The sequence below is a fragment of the Candidatus Nanopelagicus limnes genome, assembly GCF_002287885.2.
Classification (GTDB): Bacteria; Actinomycetota; Actinomycetes; order Nanopelagicales; family Nanopelagicaceae; genus Nanopelagicus; species Nanopelagicus limnae.
In genome coordinates, this window is the sequence record NZ_CP016768.2 from 967,151 (window position 1) to 984,713 (window position 17,563).

Annotated in this window: 20 protein-coding genes, 1 tRNA gene and 1 other RNA gene; 6 read left to right on the top strand and 16 right to left on the bottom strand. The window is 41.2% G+C overall.

Features of this window, described 5'->3' with window-relative positions:
- Positions 1 to 74: 74 nt before the first annotated feature.
- Complete coding sequence (locus B1s21122_RS04890) at positions 75 to 1,037, bottom strand: polysaccharide pyruvyl transferase family protein (protein ID WP_190278554.1); 963 nt, start codon at positions 1,035 to 1,037, stop codon at positions 75 to 77.
- Between the two features lie 25 nt (positions 1,038 to 1,062).
- Positions 1,063 to 2,223 carry a PrnB family protein gene (locus B1s21122_RS04895; protein ID WP_095680354.1) on the bottom strand — a complete coding sequence of 387 codons (1,161 nt, stop codon included), beginning with the start codon at positions 2,221 to 2,223 and terminating at the stop codon, positions 1,063 to 1,065.
- Between the two features lie 169 nt (positions 2,224 to 2,392).
- Here B1s21122_RS04895 and B1s21122_RS04900 point away from each other — a divergent pair, with 169 nt between their 5' ends.
- The 3 genes from B1s21122_RS04900 to B1s21122_RS04910 all read left to right on the top strand — a co-directional run bounded on the left by B1s21122_RS04900 (position 2,393) and on the right by B1s21122_RS04910 (position 4,474).
- A complete protein-coding gene (locus B1s21122_RS04900) occupies positions 2,393 to 3,226 on the top strand; it encodes a cytochrome b5 domain-containing protein (RefSeq protein WP_095680353.1) in 834 nt (277 codons plus the stop codon).
- A 134-nt stretch (positions 3,227 to 3,360) separates the two neighbouring features.
- On the top strand, positions 3,361 to 4,023 hold the full coding sequence (locus B1s21122_RS04905; RefSeq protein WP_095680352.1) for a hypothetical protein: 663 nt from the start codon (positions 3,361 to 3,363) through the stop codon (positions 4,021 to 4,023).
- Positions 4,024 to 4,030: 7 nt separating this feature from the next.
- Complete coding sequence (locus tag B1s21122_RS04910) at positions 4,031 to 4,474, top strand: hypothetical protein (protein ID WP_095680351.1); 444 nt, start codon at positions 4,031 to 4,033, stop codon at positions 4,472 to 4,474.
- Between the two features lie 98 nt (positions 4,475 to 4,572).
- Here the strand turns inward: B1s21122_RS04910 and B1s21122_RS04915 are convergent.
- The 3 genes from B1s21122_RS04915 to B1s21122_RS04925 all read right to left on the bottom strand — a co-directional run bounded on the left by B1s21122_RS04915 (position 4,573) and on the right by B1s21122_RS04925 (position 5,619).
- Positions 4,573 to 4,644: transfer RNA gene (locus tag B1s21122_RS04915), tRNA-Val, on the bottom strand.
- A gap of 53 nt (positions 4,645 to 4,697) precedes the next feature.
- A complete protein-coding gene (locus B1s21122_RS04920; protein ID WP_095681232.1) occupies positions 4,698 to 5,156 on the bottom strand; it encodes a peroxiredoxin in 459 nt (152 codons plus the stop codon).
- A gap of 25 nt (positions 5,157 to 5,181) precedes the next feature.
- Positions 5,182 to 5,619, bottom strand: coding sequence for a DUF3052 domain-containing protein (locus B1s21122_RS04925; protein WP_095680350.1), 438 nt, complete (start codon positions 5,617 to 5,619; stop codon positions 5,182 to 5,184).
- A gap of 88 nt (positions 5,620 to 5,707) precedes the next feature.
- Between B1s21122_RS04925 and aceE the strand changes: the two genes are divergently transcribed.
- Together aceE and B1s21122_RS04935 are read left to right on the top strand one after the other, a co-directional pair.
- Positions 5,708 to 8,464, top strand: coding sequence for a pyruvate dehydrogenase (acetyl-transferring), homodimeric type (gene aceE, locus B1s21122_RS04930; RefSeq protein WP_420021992.1), 2,757 nt, complete (start codon positions 5,708 to 5,710; stop codon positions 8,462 to 8,464).
- Between the two features lie 8 nt (positions 8,465 to 8,472).
- Positions 8,473 to 8,745, top strand: coding sequence for a phosphatase (locus B1s21122_RS04935; RefSeq protein ID WP_095680348.1), 273 nt, complete (start codon positions 8,473 to 8,475; stop codon positions 8,743 to 8,745).
- 1 nt (position 8,746) lies between these two features.
- Here B1s21122_RS04935 and ssrA read toward each other — a convergent pair.
- The 11 genes from ssrA to B1s21122_RS04990 all read right to left on the bottom strand — a co-directional run bounded on the left by ssrA (position 8,747) and on the right by B1s21122_RS04990 (position 15,965).
- Positions 8,747 to 9,118, bottom strand: a transfer-messenger RNA (tmRNA) gene (gene ssrA, locus B1s21122_RS04940).
- A gap of 86 nt (positions 9,119 to 9,204) precedes the next feature.
- Positions 9,205 to 9,756 carry a GNAT family N-acetyltransferase gene (locus B1s21122_RS04945; protein ID WP_095680347.1) on the bottom strand — a complete coding sequence of 184 codons (552 nt, stop codon included), beginning with the start codon at positions 9,754 to 9,756 and terminating at the stop codon, positions 9,205 to 9,207.
- A gap of 4 nt (positions 9,757 to 9,760) precedes the next feature.
- Positions 9,761 to 10,240 carry an SsrA-binding protein SmpB gene (gene smpB / locus B1s21122_RS04950; protein WP_095680346.1) on the bottom strand — a complete coding sequence of 160 codons (480 nt, stop codon included), beginning with the start codon at positions 10,238 to 10,240 and terminating at the stop codon, positions 9,761 to 9,763.
- A 33-nt stretch (positions 10,241 to 10,273) separates the two neighbouring features.
- Positions 10,274 to 11,176 carry a permease-like cell division protein FtsX gene (ftsX, locus tag B1s21122_RS04955; protein WP_095680345.1) on the bottom strand — a complete coding sequence of 301 codons (903 nt, stop codon included), beginning with the start codon at positions 11,174 to 11,176 and terminating at the stop codon, positions 10,274 to 10,276.
- Between the two features lie 30 nt (positions 11,177 to 11,206).
- Positions 11,207 to 11,896, bottom strand: a complete 690-nt coding sequence (ftsE, locus tag B1s21122_RS04960; protein WP_095680344.1) for a cell division ATP-binding protein FtsE — start codon at positions 11,894 to 11,896, stop codon at positions 11,207 to 11,209.
- Positions 11,897 to 12,021: 125 nt separating this feature from the next.
- Complete coding sequence (gene prfB, locus B1s21122_RS04965) at positions 12,022 to 13,128, bottom strand: peptide chain release factor 2 (protein WP_095680343.1); 1,107 nt, start codon at positions 13,126 to 13,128, stop codon at positions 12,022 to 12,024.
- A gap of 14 nt (positions 13,129 to 13,142) precedes the next feature.
- Complete coding sequence (locus tag B1s21122_RS04970; RefSeq protein ID WP_095680342.1) at positions 13,143 to 13,613, bottom strand: hypothetical protein; 471 nt, start codon at positions 13,611 to 13,613, stop codon at positions 13,143 to 13,145.
- Positions 13,604 to 13,879, bottom strand: coding sequence for a hypothetical protein (locus tag B1s21122_RS04975; RefSeq protein ID WP_223299044.1), 276 nt, complete (start codon positions 13,877 to 13,879; stop codon positions 13,604 to 13,606). The genes B1s21122_RS04970 and B1s21122_RS04975 overlap by 10 nt, the downstream gene beginning before the upstream one ends.
- A 109-nt stretch (positions 13,880 to 13,988) precedes the next feature.
- Complete coding sequence (locus B1s21122_RS04980; RefSeq protein WP_095680340.1) at positions 13,989 to 14,312, bottom strand: hypothetical protein; 324 nt, start codon at positions 14,310 to 14,312, stop codon at positions 13,989 to 13,991.
- Positions 14,313 to 14,525: a hypothetical protein gene (locus B1s21122_RS04985; protein ID WP_223299045.1), complete on the bottom strand. Its 213-nt coding sequence runs from the start codon at positions 14,523 to 14,525 to the stop codon at positions 14,313 to 14,315. It abuts the gene before it with no gap.
- Between the two features lie 102 nt (positions 14,526 to 14,627).
- Positions 14,628 to 15,965 (bottom strand): aspartate aminotransferase family protein, encoded by a 1,338-nt coding sequence (locus tag B1s21122_RS04990; protein WP_095680339.1) that lies wholly within the window; start codon positions 15,963 to 15,965, stop codon positions 14,628 to 14,630.
- Positions 15,966 to 16,078: 113 nt separating this feature from the next.
- Between B1s21122_RS04990 and B1s21122_RS04995 the strand changes: the two genes are divergently transcribed.
- Positions 16,079 to 17,563 (top strand): CoA-acylating methylmalonate-semialdehyde dehydrogenase, encoded by a 1,485-nt coding sequence (locus tag B1s21122_RS04995; protein WP_095681230.1) that lies wholly within the window; start codon positions 16,079 to 16,081, stop codon positions 17,561 to 17,563.

Consider the following 17,563-nt stretch of genomic DNA (forward strand, 5'->3'; position numbering starts at 1 on the left):
GTTTTAATTGTTTAAATCTTTACTTTTTTAGTTGTATTACAAAGGATGAGTTTACTGATCTTTGCCCACCCTTTCTACCTGGTGATTGCAGCCTTAATCTGTGCGCCAAACTGCTTAATCTTTGCAAGCTCGGCTTTGTAATCCCTAGATACCTTAAATTGATCACTTCCTATTGCCGTTGGTAATTGCGAGAGCTCAGTAATACATATCCCGCCGCCATATAACTTATTAAAGGCTGCAATCTTTGGATCAAATGAGATTGCAATATATGGTCGATTAAAGGCGTAGGCGATGATGGCGCCATGTAATCGGGTGGTAACCACATAATCACAATCTTGATACATCTTTAAGTTCTTCTTTAATGGATTTTTTGTGCTCTCGATATTATCCGTAAAGTTGTAATCAAAACCTGACTCTTTGATTACTCTCTCTATCTCACCAGCTGCGCCAGTTGGCTCTAAATCCACATGTGAGCTATGCAAGATCCTCTTTCCAACATCACTCTTTGGTGCCACCTTAAATTTATTGGCCACATAGACCAAGGTGGGACAGGCGGTTATGGAGATCTCAGATTTTAGATCGTAAAAATCCCGAGTTAACTCATCCCTTACATTTGCAAAAGTTGCTCTGTTAAATACTGATTGCACAACTGCCTTTGGCACACCTTTTACTGAATCATTATCAGGCAGGCACACCCCAATTCCCCAGATAATGATTGGTAACTTACAGTTCTTATCTAGATCAACCCAAAACTTTTCAAAGACTGAGTGCAATAACCCTGCGCCACCAACAATTACCTGGGTGTAGTTTTTATGAACAAACTCCCAATCAACTGGGGATTTATGGATATTCCAGGTATCTAGCTCTTGATCTAACATCTGATGAATTGCAAGAACTGGTAAGTAATTACCAATATTTCGATTAGCAGAGTAGAACTGAAGGGTTTTACTTTTTACAACCCGCTCACCCTTTGAAATATCATTTAATTTAGTAAGGGATGAGCTGGCAGAAAAGATTTTGGCAAACCTAGTGAGCATTAACAAAGCGTACCTGCTTGGTGATTTAAGAGATGGTTTGCTTCTTTGTCTCATCTCTGTGCTTGCGCAGGTAGGTCATAAATGGTGTGCCACCAGTGCCAACAGCAGATGGATTTCCAGGTGTTGCCTGTGCTTGGGCGTGAATATATGTGCCGGCATACTCCAAATGCATTGCTCGAAAACTAGCTACTAATTCAACACACTCATTAAATACTGAGGTTAAAGATGTGCGCTTAGTAGTTGTGACAAAGTTGCGAACAGATGGACCAGCCTCTACCGCTTCAATAAATGCAACATGCTTTGGCGGCATATAAGTTCTCATCTCCATTAAATACTCACGTAATTCATCGCGCTCATGTTCAATTCCTAATACGCCATCCATCGCTGGAATTATTGCACTCTGTGCTCCAGTCTCTCCTCTAAATTTTTGACCAACACCTTTGTACTCGTCCACTCCTTCATAGACCACACCATCTGGCAAGGATGGGTTGTTACGCCAACCAAAAATATATGGACGAACTCTATGGAAGTAAATATATGGGTCACACCTTTCTGGCATTCTGCCCAACACTTGATACATCAAAGCTAGTGCATCGCGTAGTTTCGTAAGGGAAGCCTCTAACTGATCAGCATCATTTGCAGCAACAGCGGCCTGTGCATCTTCAATTGCTTTAAGTGACTTACCAGCTTTTTTCTCAATATCGATGTGAATTAAAATAAACCACTCTTCATCTTGTCCACCCAAGAAACATTGTGCCAAGCCAATATTGCCGCATTCAATCGGGCCATTCTTATCAAAGCGGCGCCAATTATCTGAGGCATAACTTTGGTAGGAAAGAATTGGCGGCCTGCCTACTAACTTACCAACCTCATACCAAGGCAGCGCTAAGTTTGCTGGCATTACAGTGGCTGGGGTGTTCTCACTCCACTGATATGACTGACCGATGTAACTTAAAACCAACATCGCTCTTTGAATCTCTGCTTCACCTTTTAATTTATCAATATTAAATTTAGGAAGAGCTTTAACCTTTGCTCTAAAGTTTGTACTCATTAATAACTTAGGAAGATCCTTACCAAACTGATCCCACTCTTCATTACCAGGTGATAATGACTGAGCTGGATCTTTAGATGGCAAATAGCCAAACTCTTCAGTGATTCCAAAATCGGCTATTTTTGCAGGTTTCATTTTCTCTCCTAATTACAGGGTTGAATTAAAGCACTAAATTGATGTGAGTTAAATGAGCAATAATTTCAGGCTCAAAATAATCAGAAAGTTATCTATCTTTTGCTGCTTTGTGTTATTGAGCCTACTATAAGAGAAAGATGATGATTTGTTAGAGCGGAGCTGTAAAAAAATGGATCTAATCACCGGCCTTCCAATTCATCCACTCATTAATCATGGTGTGGCTGTACTGGTGCCACTAGCGGCTATAGGTGCGCTACTGGTGATATTTATTCCTAAACTTAGGCTGAACTATTCACCGCTTGTGTTAGTCACAGTTTTACTCGCCACTGTTAGTGCTTTTATTGCTACCCAATCAGGTGAGGCCTTAGCCGAGCGAGTTGGATTACCAAATGCTCATGCCACCCAAGGTGAGCGCTTGTCTTATGTTGTACTTGCATTTGCCATCTTATTTTCCATTTGGTTTGCACTTGAGAAATCAGAACGGACACGAGAGAGAGTTGCCAACCTCGGTAAAAGAGTGCTTAAAGTAGTTATTCCAATTACCGCAATTTCAAGTTTTGTTCTTACGATATTAGTTGGTCACTCAGGGGCGCAGGCAACTTGGAAGGATCGAATTGATCAAACTCAGGCAACTGCTTTAGCGGAAACTGGGCCTAAACCAATTAATCCAGCTGGCACCATTAATTTATCTAATTCTGAGATTAAGACTCATAACTTAAAATCTGATTGCTGGAGCATTGTTAATGGAAATGTTTATAACCTGACTAGCTACGTAAAAAGCCATCCAGGTGGTGCATCTGTGATTGCCAATATTTGTGGAAAAGATGGCAGCAAGGCTTTTGTTAATCAGCACAACACTCAAGGTAAACCCAATAATGTATTGAGTAGTTTTTTACTGGGACCAGTTGGCGCATCTATCACAGCTGAAGCGGGACAAAAAGTAATTGAGCCACCAGTTGCAGGTAAAGGCGATGAATCAGATGAAGAGTCTGATGAAGATTAATAACTTAGTCTGACCTTTCCTAGATATTGAGCGGTTATAGGTCAGATATGGGCGACATTATTTTCTATCCAAATTCACAGGCTATTAATCCCGAACCAATGAAATTTATCAGTTTGCACTGATAGGTTCCGCTGATGAAAATTAAATTAATCGCAACATCAGTACTTGTTTTATCTATTTTTGCTGGAGTTTTTGGCCTTGAAAAATACATTTCATCCCAGATTGCTTCGGGTGTAAAGCGGGAGATGCCAAATGCTTCTGGGGTAAGCGCATCTATTCCGCTAACTGATATAGCAAGTAACATGACTTCAGATTCAATCAAGTTAGCTAATATAGATATAGATAAATATCCTTTAAAAGAAAGTAATACAGATTCTTCAATAAAAATTTCGGCAGGAAATATCAGTAAATCTAAGCCAACACTTATCGGCTCTTTAGAGATAACTGCCACAATTCCTGTATCAACTATTGCAAAGGCATCGGAGTTCGGTGATGCACAGATTGTGGGTAATACTCTGCAGGTTGCAGCCGGAGCTGGTGGAATGGGTAAAGCAAGTCTGATTCCAAAGTACTCAAACAATCAACTTTATTTTGAACTTAAGAGTGTTTCACTTTTCGGTAATGACATTCCCGCTTCATCATTGCCAGCAGATCTTCAAACTCAGATCAAGAGCAAGAGCCAACGCAGTCTTACACCCCCTAAGGGACTTAAAGTGAAATCAGTATCACTTAGTAGCAAGGGGCTTTCAGTGAAAATGTATGGCACTAATGTCCAACTTGGTAATTTAGGTTTATAGTTGAATTATGAAGTTTGATTTCAAAAAGCTACTTCCAAACAACCCCACAAGTTTTGAAGGTTTTCGGGCAATTCGTATAGTCACAGCCATCTATTTGTTAGTAATGGTAGTGCGCAGTTGCATTCACCTATTTGCAGCAGATGGCGGTGCTCAGAGTATTGCTGGCATTGATACATCCGTTGCAGGCGGAGATAACATAATTGCGATATTTCACCAATGGGGTGCAATACAACTTATTCTTGCAGTGCTTCTATTTGTATTGTTCTTCCGTTATCCAGGATTAACTCCATTGATTTTGTTAACTCTTGCCCTTGATCCAGTTATGCGTTTTATTGCCGGGCAGATGATGAGTGTAACTTCAACGGGAACTCCACCTGGTGAAGCACTAAATGGGGCATCTTTTTACTTATTGACGTTCTTGTTCATCGCCTCGCTAGCAAAAAAGAATTAGGCCGATAGAACTAGTGAAATAGGAGTAATTTCCTTATAAGAATTTGCTGGCTTACATCCTGAAATTAATTAACAAAGTAAGTTGCTATGCGTGCTGCGTGGGCGGTGAGGGTTTCGAACCCCCGACATCCTCGGTGTAAACGAGGCGCTCTACCACTGAGCTAACCACCCGGTGAGAGTGGGAATATTACTAGTAGATCAGCATTACTCCCAATTATCTCTATCTATAAGGCTGAAAGTGCTGCCTTATATTCAACAATATTACGAGCATCACCAAGGCCGTTAACAATCTGCCACTTTAAATTGCCATCTTTACCAATGATAAATGTGCCACGTTTAGCGCATCCTCGACTCTCTTCAAATGTGCCATACGCCTTAGCAACAGCGCCATGTGGCCAAAAATCAGAGAGTACTTGGAACTTATAGCCCTCTTGCTCAGCAAATACTTTATTTGCATACATGGGATCACAAGAGATTGCGATTAATTCAACATTATCATTTTGAAAAGCTGATAGATCATCGCGTAGTGCGCATAGCTCACCAGTGCAAATACCTGAGAAGGCAAACGGATAAAAGATCACTACAACATTTTTCTTGCCCTTAAAGGATGATAATGAGATCTTCTCACCATGTTGATTTACTAACTCAAAATCAGGTGCCACACTTCCAATTGCCAGTGCCATTGATATCTCTCCTTTTAGTTGGGGTTTACTTACTTTTCTTTTTATTACTGCCAGCATGGCGGGCAATTAATCTTGTTGCACTCCAATCAGCGCAAGCTGAAAATGAGGTGGTTTGTGACATGCCTGCTGTGGGGGCCGCATCTTGAATATCACTTGATTCAACATAACCTGCTCTTCCAACCTTTGGTGTGAATAACCAGATCGCTCCATCTTCGGTTAGGTAGGTAAGGGCATCTACTAACTCATCAACTAAATCACCATCACCATCTCGCCACCACAAAATTACCGCGTCCACTACCTCTTGTGAGGTGGCATCTAAAAATTTGTTTCCAGTTTTAGCATTTATTGCATCACGAATAATTTGATCACAATCTGATTGATCAAAACCAACCTCAAGAATTAGTTGATCTACTTTTATGCCAAGCCGTTCAACGGTGGCAGCAGGTGCCTGGGCTGAATTCATTAGGAGTAGTCCACCCAACTTTGGCTATTGGTGCAACTCCTGAAAGTGCGCAATTTAAGACAGATCACGCCTGTGGCTTGGCAAAAATATGACCAAACCCCCCTTTAGGAGAGAGAATAAGCCCGTGAGTGAAAACTTTAAGGCCCCAGACCACTTGGTGGACCAATTAGTTGATACCGATCCAACTGAGAGCGCTGAATGGCGCCAATCATTTGATGCGGTTTTAAAAAACGCAGGTCCGGTAAGAGCTCGTTACTTAATGCTTTCATTACTGCAAAGGGCAAATGAAAAAAATGTTGGTGTCTCAGGACTTCGCACAACTGATTACATAAACACAATTCCACCTGCACTTGAGCCAACCTTTCCAGGCGATGAGTTCTTAGAGCGAAGAATTCGTGCATATATAAGATGGAACGCCGCGGTTATGGTGCACAGAGCCCAACGTCCTGGTGTTGGTGTTGGTGGACATATTTCAACTTACGCATCTAGTGCTTCTTTATATGAGGTTGGTTTTAATCACTTCTTTCGCGGTAAAGAGCATGCCGGTGGTGGGGATCAAATATTTTTCCAAGGACATGCCTCCCCTGGAATGTATGCAAGAGCATTTATGGAAGGACGCCTTACCCAAAAGCAATTAGATGGTTTCCGCCAAGAGTTATCACATGATGGTGGCGGCTTATCTTCATATCCTCATCCAAGATTGATGCCAAACTTTTGGGAGTTCCCAACTGTTTCAATGGGAATTGGTCCAATTAATGCAATCTATCAAGCAAGATTTAATCGCTACCTTGATGCTCGTGGTTTTAAAGATACAAGTGATCAAAATGTTTGGGCATTTTTAGGAGATGGTGAAATTGATGAGCCAGAAACCTTAAGCGCTATTTCACTGGCTGCCCGTGAAGGTTTAGATAACTTAACCTTTGTTGTTAACTGTAATTTGCAAAGATTAGATGGACCAGTACGAGGTAATGGCAAGATCATTCAAGAGCTTGAGTCAGTCTTTGGTGGTGCTGGTTGGAATGTAATTAAGGTGGTTTGGGGCCGTGAGTGGGATCCACTGCTGGCAGCAGACCGTGAAGGTGCGTTAGTTGATTTAATGAATAAGACTCCAGATGGAGATTTCCAAACCTTTAAATCTGAAAATGGCGCATTTGTTAGAGATAACTTCTTTGGTAGAGATCCAAGAACTGCGGCGATGGTTACATCTTGGAGTGATGATGATATTTGGAATCTAAAACGTGGTGGCCATGATTATCAAAAACTATATGCTGCATATAAGGCAGCTAGTGAACACAATGGCAGGCCAACTGTAATTTTGGCAAAGACAATTAAGGGCTGGACATTGGGTTCACACTTTGAGGCAAGGAATTCAACTCATCAGATGAAGAAGATGACTCTGGAAGATTTAAAGCTCTTTAGAGATCGCTTATTTATACCTCTTAAAGATGAAGAGTTGGACGCAAAGCTTCCGCCATATTGCCACCCTGGAATTGAATCTCCTGAGTATCAATACATGATGTCTCGTCGCAAAGAGTTAGGTGGCTCCTTGCCAGCAAGACGAAGTGTTTCAAAGGCTTTGCAACAACCAAAAGATGAAAGTTATGAGTCTGTAAAACGCGGCTCAGGCACCCAAGAGATTGCAACCACCATGGCATTTGTCAGATTACTTAAGGATTTAATTAAGGATCCAAATATTGGTAAGAGATTTGTGCCAATCATTCCAGATGAGGCTAGAACTTTTGGTATGGATTCACTATTTCCAACTTTAAAGATCTACTCACCGCAAGGTCAGAGTTACACATCTGTTGATAGGGAGTTAATGCTCTCTTACAAAGAGTCTAAAGAGGGTGTGATCTTGCATGAGGGAATTAATGAGGCAGGCTCTGTTGCCTCCTTTACCGCAGTTGGCTCCTCATACTCAACACATGATGAACCAATGATTCCTATTTATATTTTCTACTCAATGTTTGGTTTCCAACGAACTGGTGACTCATTTTGGGCAGCAAGTGATCAATTAGTTAGAGGCTTTGTATTAGGTGCTACCGCTGGTCGAACAACATTAAATGGTGAAGGTTTACAGCATGAAGATGGTCACTCATTGTTACTAGCTTCAACTAATCCTGCTGTTATTTCTTATGACCCAGCCTTTGGATATGAGGTCGGACATATTGTTAAAGATGGTCTTCGAAGAATGTATGGTGAAAATAGTGAGAATGTTTACTACTACCTAACTGTTTATAACGAGCCATACCAACAACCTGCTGAGCCTGAAAAATTAGATGTTGATGGCTTACTAAAAGGCATCTACCTACTTAAAAAGCCACTTAGATGGCGTAGTAAGAAGGTGGCGATCCTTGCCTCAGGTGTTTCAGTTAACTGGGCACTAAAAGCACAAAAACTTCTAAATGATGATTTTAAGATTGCGGCCACTATTTACTCAGTCACCTCATGGAATGAGCTTCGCCGTGATGGTTTAGCAGTTGATCGCCATAACCTACTTAATCCAGATAAGAAGTTGAGCGCCTTTATTACCAAGAAGTTAAAGCGGGAAAAAGGTCCAGTAATTGCAGTTAGTGATTTTATGAGATCAGTCCAAGATCAAATTGCGCCTTGGGTGAAACAACCTTTCTACTCACTTGGCACAGATGGCTTTGGATTATCCGATACACGTGGAGCACTTCGTCGCCACTTTAAGGTTGATGCTGAGTCCATCGCAGTAGCTGCCTTGTCCCAATTAGAAAAGGCCGGAGTAATTAATAAGCGTAAGGTTAAGAAAGCTATTAAGAAGTATCAGATTAATGATGTAACTGCTGCTGAGGCTGGAAATACTGAAGGTTCTGGGTAAGTAACACCTTGGAATCACTAGCCCTCTTCGCTAGTTTAATCATTTCATTAACAGCTTTAGGCGGGCCTATCTCACTTGCACTTACCTACTTACCGCAACGCTTACTTCCACTTGCAGTCATAAAGATTCTTGCATTCCTAATTGCAATGATTGCAATTTTTATTGGAGTATTTCTAGTGATTAATGTGAACTCAATTGGGGCAAGAGTTATAGGTGTATTTGGAATAACAACTGCAGTCATTGCGATCTATCGAGTAATAAAGGTAATACCAAAAATATAAATGGTGGAGGTGCCGGGAATCGAACCCGGGTCCTCTAGCACTGCTTCAAAGTTTCTACGGGCGTAGTGCAATTAACGCTTTCTCAGTCCAAACTCTCACATGCACAAGTAGTTTGCGGACTCAGTTACAGATTTATGTCCCCATTAACCTCCGTAACACGGTTAGGGGTAAGTCCTCTGGCGACGTTAGATCCGAAGGCGAGAACAAACTTCGGGTAACGGATAACAGAGCTAGCTTAGGCAGCTAGTTGATAATCAGCGGCAGTTTTACTTGCGCTTATAGTTTGCCATGTTTTTGTGGTTAACGAGATCATCACGGCTTCCTCGGCCCGCTTGCCTTGAAGTAACGACTAAAGTCGAGACCGTTCACCCCCAAGATTAAAGCGAAATTACTTTTTCTATATTTAGTTGTGTGCTTATTGTACGGAACAGTGATGACAATTAAGAAATCACCTATTAATTAAACGGAGAATTCTCTCTTTAAGATTGAGTAAAGCCACATATCGCACCATTCACCTTTAAAAAACTCACCTTCAACAAATGTGCCTTCGCGCCTCATCCCAAGCTTTTCGGCCAAATTAGCAGAAATCTGTACTCGAGTATCAATATCTGCAATTACTCGATGTAAATCAAAGTTAGTAAATGCATAAGCTAGTAGTGACTTTGTCGCTTCAAATGCATATCCCTTGCTCTGAAAATCTTGATGAGTAACCCAGCCTATATTTGAAGTTTTATGTTCTTTTGAAATCAATCCCATGTTTGATTGCCCAATAACTTTGCCAGAATTCTTTAGCTCCCAAACTAAAACAATATGATCATTAATCTCTACTAAATCACTCTTTGTAGTATCTATTGTGTTTTGTGCTGCCTCTTTTACCTGCGTCATCGTTCTAGCAGGCCAAGGTATATATCGGACAATTTCTGGATTAGATTGATACTCATATAAATCATCCACATCACTCATGAGCATCGGGCGTAAAACTAAACGCTCCGTTTCAATTCGTAGCGTCATTTATTTAGTTAGATTTACCTGATCGGCGATTAGATACTTCGCGCTCGACTTCACGATTAGATTGGCGTTCCATCAATGTATTTCGCTTGTCATGAGCTTTCTTTCCCTTAGCAACTGCGATCTCAACCTTGGCTTTGCCATCTTTAAAGTAAAGTGAAAGTGGAATTAAGGTTAAGCCACCTTGTTTAATCACACCTGAAATTTGAGCAATCTCTCGCTTATGCAAAAGTAATTTACGATCCCGCCGTGGTGGATGATTTGTCCAAGAGCCTTGGTTGTATTCAGGAATATGAATGCCACTGACCCAGATCTCACCATCTTTAGCCATCGCATAACCATCAGTTAATGAGGCACGTCCTGCTCTTAAGGATTTAACCTCAGTACCGGTTAAGACCAAACCACACTCATAGACCTCTTCAATAAAGTAATCATGACGGGCGCTTTTATTTTGGGCAATTAACTTCTTGCCTAACTCTTTGACCACAAGCAACCCCCAATCTAAATTGTTTGGTGGTATTTAAACCTTTAGGTATTTACGAAGGGTTACAACCGATGCTATTCCTGAGACAAGTAAGCCAGTTAGTAGTAACCAAGCACTTGCAACCCAAACATCTTTCCAGGTGAAAAATTGGGTAAAGGTCAAAAGTGGTGCCACTTTGGAATCCACAATGGCTTTAAAGCCAGCAAGAAATCCTGTTGAAACTAACCAACCAAATACAGCTGCAAATACTCCTTCAAGTAAGAAAGGTAATTGGATTGAAAAACTAGATGCACCAACTAACTTCATAACCCCAGTTTCACGCCTTCTATTAAAGGCAGCAATACGTAAGGTGTTACTTATTAATAATGCGGCAGTTAATACCGAAGCTGCGCCAATTGCTAGTGCACCATTTCGCAAGACACCGAGCAATCTAAAGAACTTCTCTAAAATTGCCTGCTGATCTTGCACAATATCAACACCTGGTCGGCCAGCGAACGCACTTTCAATTACGGCAAACTTTGTTGGATCCTTAAGCTTTACGCGAAATGATTCTGGAAGTTGATCTGGTGTGACATTTTGAGCAATTGCAGATCCTTTAAATCTTTCTTGGAAACGCTTAAATGCTTCACTCTGTGATTCATAGTAAACCTCTTGCACAACAGGAAGTGCTTGCAAATCCTTTTGAATACCAATTTTTTGATCCTGTGTGATTACGCCATTGGCGCAAGATTGTCCTTCAGAAAGTGAACCACATAGAAATATTGAAACCTCAATCTTGTCATACCAATAATCTTTCATAACCCGCACCTGTGAGTTTGCAAGTAAGCCAATGCCAAGCAGGGATAGTGAGATTGCAACTGTAATAACTACTGCAAATGTCATAGTTAGATTTCGGCGCAGGCCAATGCCCACTTCACTCATTACAAATTTAGCGCGCATTTGGTAACCCTATCTTTTCTTATCTTCGCTTTAGCCGGTATAGCCATAGACACCACGAGCCTGATCTCGGATGACATGACCACCTTCTAATTCAATAACTCGCTTACGCATCTGATCGACAATTCCAGCATCATGGGTTGCCATTACAACTGTAGTGCCCTCTCGGTTGATGCGATCAAGTAATTTCATAATTCCTACCGATGTGGCTGGATCTAGATTTCCAGTTGGCTCATCAGCAATTAAAATCGTAGGGCGAGAGACGTAGGCTCTAGCGATGGCAACTCTTTGTTGCTCACCACCTGATAACTCACTTGGCTTTCTATCCCCTTTTTCTTCAAGACCAACTAACTCTAAAACCTCTGGCACATCTCGACTGATTTGTTTATTTGAATAGCCAAGCACATGCAATGTGAAGGCAACATTTTCTGAAACTGTTTTATTTGGCAGTAATCTAAAATCTTGGAAAACTGTTCCTACCTGCCGGCGAAGCTCTGGCACCTTATGGTTTGCCAGCGTATTTAAATCTTTGCCTGCCACATGAATCACACCAGAGGTTGGGCGTTCCTCGCGCAAAACCAATCTTAAAAAGGTTGATTTACCAGAGCCAGATAATCCAACTAAGAAAACGAATTCACCCTTAGTAATTTCCAAATTCACTCCACCTAGGGCAGCTTTATCCTGTCTTGGATATAACTTGGTTACATTCTCAAAGCGAATCAATTTTAAAACCCTTCAATGCGGTGTGTAGATCAACTAAGAGTAGTTTAGATAAGTAATCAGATTAATCTGGTGATTTACCACTGCTTTTTGCAATTAAAAGCTGAGAAATAACGCAAAATGTGAGATTACTCGCGCCCCTTGCGCCATTTAATACCAGCCTCAATAAATCCATCAAGATCACCATCTAATACACCAGATGGATTTCCAACTTCAAAATCTGTTCGTAAATCCTTAACCATTTGATAAGGAGCAAGAACATAAGATCTCATTTGATTTCCCCAAGAGCCAGTGTTATCACCTTTTAATGCATCCATCTTTGCTCGCTCTTCTAATCTGCGACGTTCTAATAATTTAGATTGTAAAACAGCCATAGCTGTTGCACGGTTTTGAATTTGAGATCTTTCATTTTGGCAGGAAACGACAATCCCGGATGGTAAGTGAGTAATGCGCACCGCTGAGTCAGTGGTGTTAACTCCTTGTCCACCAGGACCAGAGGAGCGGTAAACATCAACTCTTAAATCTTTTTCTTCAATCTCAATATGATCACTTTGTTCCACCACAGGCACAACCTCAACACCAGCAAAGGATGTGTGGCGACGAGATTGGGAATCAAAGGGTGAAATACGAACTAAGCGATGGGTTCCTTGCTCTACTGAAAGCCGGCCATAGGCATAAGGGGATGAAATTCTAAATGTTGTTGATTTAATTCCCGCCTCTTCGGCGTAGGAGGTTTCTAGAACATCAATTTTGTAATTGTGCCGCTCGCAGTATCTAACATACATGCGCATCAACATCTGCGCCCAATCTGCTGCCTCAACTCCGCCAGCTTCTGAGCGAATAGTCATTAGTGCATCACGTTCGTCATACTCACCACTTAGTAGAGTCTGCACCTCTAGATCATTTATTACTTTTGTTAACTCATCTAACTCTTTATCAACATCTTTAAAGGCGGCTGCTTTATCACTTTCAGAAGCTGATAACTCAACCATTACGGGCAGATCATTTAATCTTGATCTAATTGAACTGATCTTATTTATTGTTGACTGGGCTCTAGATAACTTACTAGTAATAACTTGAGCTGCTTGTGGGTCATCCCAAAGATTTGGCACACTTGCCTGTTGTTCTAGATCGGCAGCAGTTTCGATTAATTTGGGCAGGTTTAAGACTTGCTCAATTGATTTAAGAGTTAAATCAACCTTGCCTATCTCATCTTGATAATCACGGGCGGCCATGGGGTAAGGGTAATCTAATTAGGGATGTATACCGAACTTGCGCCAACCTTGGTGGTAATAATTACTTTATTTATCGCATCATTATGAATAAATGGAATCTGGATTGGTAGATCACCAATAATCGAAAGTTCAGCAGATACTTCATAAAGTTGGCAATTAAATGAGCTTACTTGGATACTTTTTCCAGATATCTGCACCTGTTTTATAAGTGAATAAAATTTAATATTCGCTGCCAAACAATCAAGGGGTACTCGTTTGTTATTGCTAAATCTGTTGAGCTGCGCGTAATAGGCCAGTGAGTTAATTGATTGCGCAGATTTATTTATCGCACTCTCTGCCACATTGGTTAACTCTTTCTTTACTGCGTATGCAGATGCGATATTGATCGAAATAAGGGCAAGGCTCATGGCTAACAAAAAGAAGCCAAAGGAAAGTGGAATCAATGAGCCACGGCTTTGAAGATTTAGCCACTTCTTTATCGCCATAGATCTACATACTCTGATGCGACAGCAACTTGATCATTTCCCACTTTGATGGTGGCAGTTACTAAATTACCTGGCGTAAAGCAGGGATAAGAAGAGCAGGTTAGATCAAGTTCTATTTCTCGCAAGCTCCTCGCGGTTCTAGATTGTTTAGATTTATAGATCTCAACTACCTGATAAGCCCGCACCCTTGCTAACTCCTCATTAGGACTGCTTACAAATGCTCGCACGCTCTGTCTTGCCAGATTTTTACTTTCAGAAATAGCCATTGATCGATTTTGGATAGCAGTAATGAGGATAAGAAAAGCTGTGAAAAAAGGGAGAGTAAAGATCAAAAACTCTGCAATCGCAGAGCCTGGGTCTGATTTATTTATATATTTAATTACTTTCATCCTCATCAACTGCAATCGTTAATACTTTACGGGGCGATATGTTGCCAAAATCCATAAACTTTTTTACAACTCCTTGCTGATTAGCCACTAATACCGAACCACCGCCAATTAATGGATATCTTTGATAATTAGCTGAGCCACCATTAATCGCAATTCTGGCTAGCTCACCTTGAGAAAGGTTGGTATCTGCCATCATATTAAATTGCATAAAGATCAGTTGAAACATAACTAAAAATACAAAAACTTGCGGAAGTATTGTTAGAAATGATTCAACTGACCCACGGCTTTGGGCAAGTAATAGCCTGCGCAACTACCTGATACCGCCCATTGCATCTAATGAGTTGCGCAAGATTGTGGTTAGTTTGGGCGCAGCAATTGACCAGATTCCAGTTACTAAAGCGGTGGTCATCAAAACTACCAAGACCCAGCCCGGAACATCTCCGCGGCTTTCTGTCTTAATAAATGTGGCTGCCTTTGATTTTAGAAATAGATTTAACTTGATGATTTGTAGTGAAAGATTCATATAGCTCCAAAAGTTTGTGTTTGGAAACTATAAAGAATTTAGCTAACTGAAGTAATCACGAGTGAAAAAACTGTGGATTACTTTAGTTAAAACTACTAGATGCTAGAGACCAATCTCAGTTAGTGATTTAGATAGTAACTCTAAGCCTAACTTGGCATCACTTTCAGAGATATTGCAAGGTGGCACCATGTGAATGCGGTTGAAGTTATTAAATGGCATCAAACCATTCTTCTTACAAGTTGCCACAATCTCATTCATCTTTGGACTAGATGCACCATATGGTGCAAGTGGTTCACGGGTTTTTCTATCGGTGACCATATCAACGCCCCAGAAAACACCTGCTCCTCTAATGTCGCCAATCACTTGATGTTTCTTAGCTAATTCATTTAACCCAGGACCAAGAATCTTCTCTCCGATGCTGGCAGCATTTTCAACCATCTTCTCACTCTTCATTACATCAATTGTTGCAACCGCAGTCGCGCATGCAATCGGATGGCCCGAATAGGTAAGCCCACCTGGGAATACTCTTTCATCAAATGTTTTAGCAATTTTTTCTGGAATTATTACTCCACCAAGTGGGATGTAACCTGAAGTTACGCCCTTTGCAAAGACAATTAAATCTGGTGTTGATTTTGAGTGCTGGAAGCCAAACCATTTACCAGTTCGACCAAAGCCAGACATAACCTCATCGGCAATCCAAAGGATTTCATACTTATCACAGAGTGCCCGCAGACCATCTAAGTAACCAGCAGGTGGCACAAGCACACCAGCTGTTCCTGGCACTGACTCAATTAAAACTGCTGCAATTGTTTTTGGGCCTTCAAAAATAATTGTTTGCTCTAAATGTTCAAGTGCCCTCTGACATTCCTCTTCTTGGTTAGTAGCCCAAAAAGCGGTGCGATATAGATAAGGTCCCCAGAAGTGAACATGTCCAAACCCAAACTCATTTGGAAATCTTCGTGGATCACCAGTTGCATTTATCGCAGAGCCAGTATTGCCGTGATAGGAACGATAGGTTGATAAAACTTTATGTTTATTGGTGTGAAGTCTGGCCATTCTGATCGCATTTTCAATTCCATCTGCACCACCGTTTGTAAAGAAAACTTTCTTAAAACTATCCCCAGCAACTGAAGTAATTCGCTTTGCTGCTTCATTTCGCGCTTCGTTAGCATGTTGCGGAGCAACTGTTGCCAAAATATCTGCCTGCTCTTTTATTGCTGAAATAACCTTTGGATGTTGATGGCCAATATTTGTGAAAACTAACTGACAGGAAAAATCCAAATATTTCTTTCCATTAAAATCCCAGAAGTAGGAACCGGCGCCGCCGGCCACTGTCATTGGTGAGATTTGCCCTTGCGCCGACCATGAGTGAAAAACATTGGCGCGATCATCAGCAAAAACTTTAGCTGCTTTATCTGGGTTATTTTCTGGGGTACTCACATTGCTCCCTAATGGCTGGCCTAATTATGTAGCCCAATCTAATCACTTATCCCCTTATTTTGGTAGGAAGGGGTAATTTCATGGCGGTAAAACCTTTGAGGTATGGTTGCGATATGGAAAATATTTCACACTGGATTAATGGCGCAATATCAAATGAAAAATCAGACCGTACTGGTGACGTGTATAACCCAGCTACAGGTCAGATTTGTGCAAAGGTAAATTTTGCAACACCACAAACTGTTGATTTAGCGGTCAATGTTGCTACCAAAGCATTTGAGACGTGGCGACACAGTTCGTTAACAAAGCGCACCCAGGTGTTATTTGCTTTTCGTGAATTAGTAAATCAAAACAAAGAGAAATTAGCTGCTCTTATTACTAAAGAGCATGGCAAGGTATTAAGTGATGCCTTTGGTGAGGTAACTCGCGGTCTTGAGGTTGTGGAGTTTGCTTGCGGTATCCCCCATTTACTAAAGGGTGGATTTTCAGAGGAAGTTTCAACAGGTGTTGATGTTTACTCAATTCGCCAACCATTAGGACCAGTTGCAATCATTTCACCATTTAACTTCCCAGCCATGGTGCCAATGTGGTTCTTCCCAATTGCAATTGCTTGTGGAAATACCGTCATTGTTAAGCCATCCGAGAAGGATCCAAGTGCAATTATGTTGGTTGCCCAATTATTAAAAGAGGCTGGCCTACCAGAGGGTGTATTTAACGTTGTGCATGGCGATAAAGTTTCAGTAGATTCACTCTTAACCCATCCTGGAATTAAGTCCGTTTCATTTGTTGGTTCAACTCCAATTGCAAAATATGTTTATGAGAATGGCACAAAAGCTGGCAAGCGTGTGCAAGCACTCGGTGGAGCTAAAAACCACATGATCGTTTTGCCTGATGCAGATTTAGATTTAGCAGCAGATGCTGCAATTAACGCAGGATTTGGTTCAGCAGGTGAGCGATGCATGGCGATCTCTGCAATTGTGGCAGTTGAACCAATTGCCGATAAGTTAATTGAAAAGATTACTGAAAGAGCTACAAAGATTAAAACCGGTGATGGCACAAAAGGTGCTGACATGGGACCACTTGTAACCAAGGTGCACCGCGACAAGGTTGCTTCATATATTGAAGCTGGTGAAAAAGAGGGCGCCAAGATTGTTTTTGATGGCAGAAAAGTTGTCGTAGATGGTGAAGGATTTTGGCTTGGACCAACCTTATTTGATCAAGTAAAGCCAAGCATGAGCATTTACCAAGAGGAGATATTTGGTCCAGTACTTAGCGTTATTCGCGTAAAGAGTTATGACGAAGCTCTTAAGTTAGTAAATGATCACCAGTATGGAAATGGCACTGCAATCTTTACTAATGATGGTGGAGCTGCAAGACGTTTCCAAAATGAGGTTGAGGTTGGCATGGTTGGTATCAACGTACCGATTCCAGTACCAATGGCTTACTTCTCATTTGGTGGTTGGAAGAACTCATTATTTGGTGATTCACATGCGCATGGCACAGAGGGCGTTCACTTCTTTACTCGTGGCAAGGTTGTTACAAGTAGATGGTTAGATCCAAGCCATGGTGGAATTAATTTAGGTTTCCCACAAAATACCTAA

Excerpts from the sequence above, each read along its gene's own strand:
- aceE (WP_420021992.1), top strand. The coding sequence starts at position 5,708 with ATGACCAAACCCCCCTTTAGGAGAGAGAATAAGCCCGTGAGTGAAAAC.
- B1s21122_RS04970 (WP_095680342.1), bottom strand. The coding sequence starts at position 13,613 with ATGGCGATAAAGAAGTGGCTAAATCTTCAAAGCCGTGGCTCATTGATT.
- B1s21122_RS04910 (WP_095680351.1), top strand. The coding sequence starts at position 4,031 with ATGAAGTTTGATTTCAAAAAGCTACTTCCAAACAACCCCACAAGTTTT.
- B1s21122_RS04890 (WP_190278554.1), bottom strand. The coding sequence starts at position 1,037 with ATGCTCACTAGGTTTGCCAAAATCTTTTCTGCCAGCTCATCCCTTACT.
- B1s21122_RS04900 (WP_095680353.1), top strand. The coding sequence starts at position 2,393 with ATGGATCTAATCACCGGCCTTCCAATTCATCCACTCATTAATCATGGT.
- B1s21122_RS04895 (WP_095680354.1), bottom strand. The coding sequence starts at position 2,223 with ATGAAACCTGCAAAAATAGCCGATTTTGGAATCACTGAAGAGTTTGGC.
- B1s21122_RS04905 (WP_095680352.1), top strand. The coding sequence starts at position 3,361 with ATGAAAATTAAATTAATCGCAACATCAGTACTTGTTTTATCTATTTTT.
- B1s21122_RS04925 (WP_095680350.1), bottom strand. The coding sequence starts at position 5,619 with ATGAATTCAGCCCAGGCACCTGCTGCCACCGTTGAACGGCTTGGCATA.
- B1s21122_RS04985 (WP_223299045.1), bottom strand. The coding sequence starts at position 14,525 with ATGAATCTTTCACTACAAATCATCAAGTTAAATCTATTTCTAAAATCA.
- B1s21122_RS04920 (WP_095681232.1), bottom strand. The coding sequence starts at position 5,156 with ATGGCACTGGCAATTGGAAGTGTGGCACCTGATTTTGAGTTAGTAAAT.
- B1s21122_RS04995 (WP_095681230.1), top strand. The coding sequence starts at position 16,079 with ATGGAAAATATTTCACACTGGATTAATGGCGCAATATCAAATGAAAAA.
- ftsX (WP_095680345.1), bottom strand. The coding sequence starts at position 11,176 with ATGCGCGCTAAATTTGTAATGAGTGAAGTGGGCATTGGCCTGCGCCGA.
- prfB (WP_095680343.1), bottom strand. The coding sequence starts at position 13,128 with ATGGCCGCCCGTGATTATCAAGATGAGATAGGCAAGGTTGATTTAACT.
- B1s21122_RS04945 (WP_095680347.1), bottom strand. The coding sequence starts at position 9,756 with ATGACGCTACGAATTGAAACGGAGCGTTTAGTTTTACGCCCGATGCTC.
- B1s21122_RS04975 (WP_223299044.1), bottom strand. The coding sequence starts at position 13,879 with ATGGCTATTTCTGAAAGTAAAAATCTGGCAAGACAGAGCGTGCGAGCA.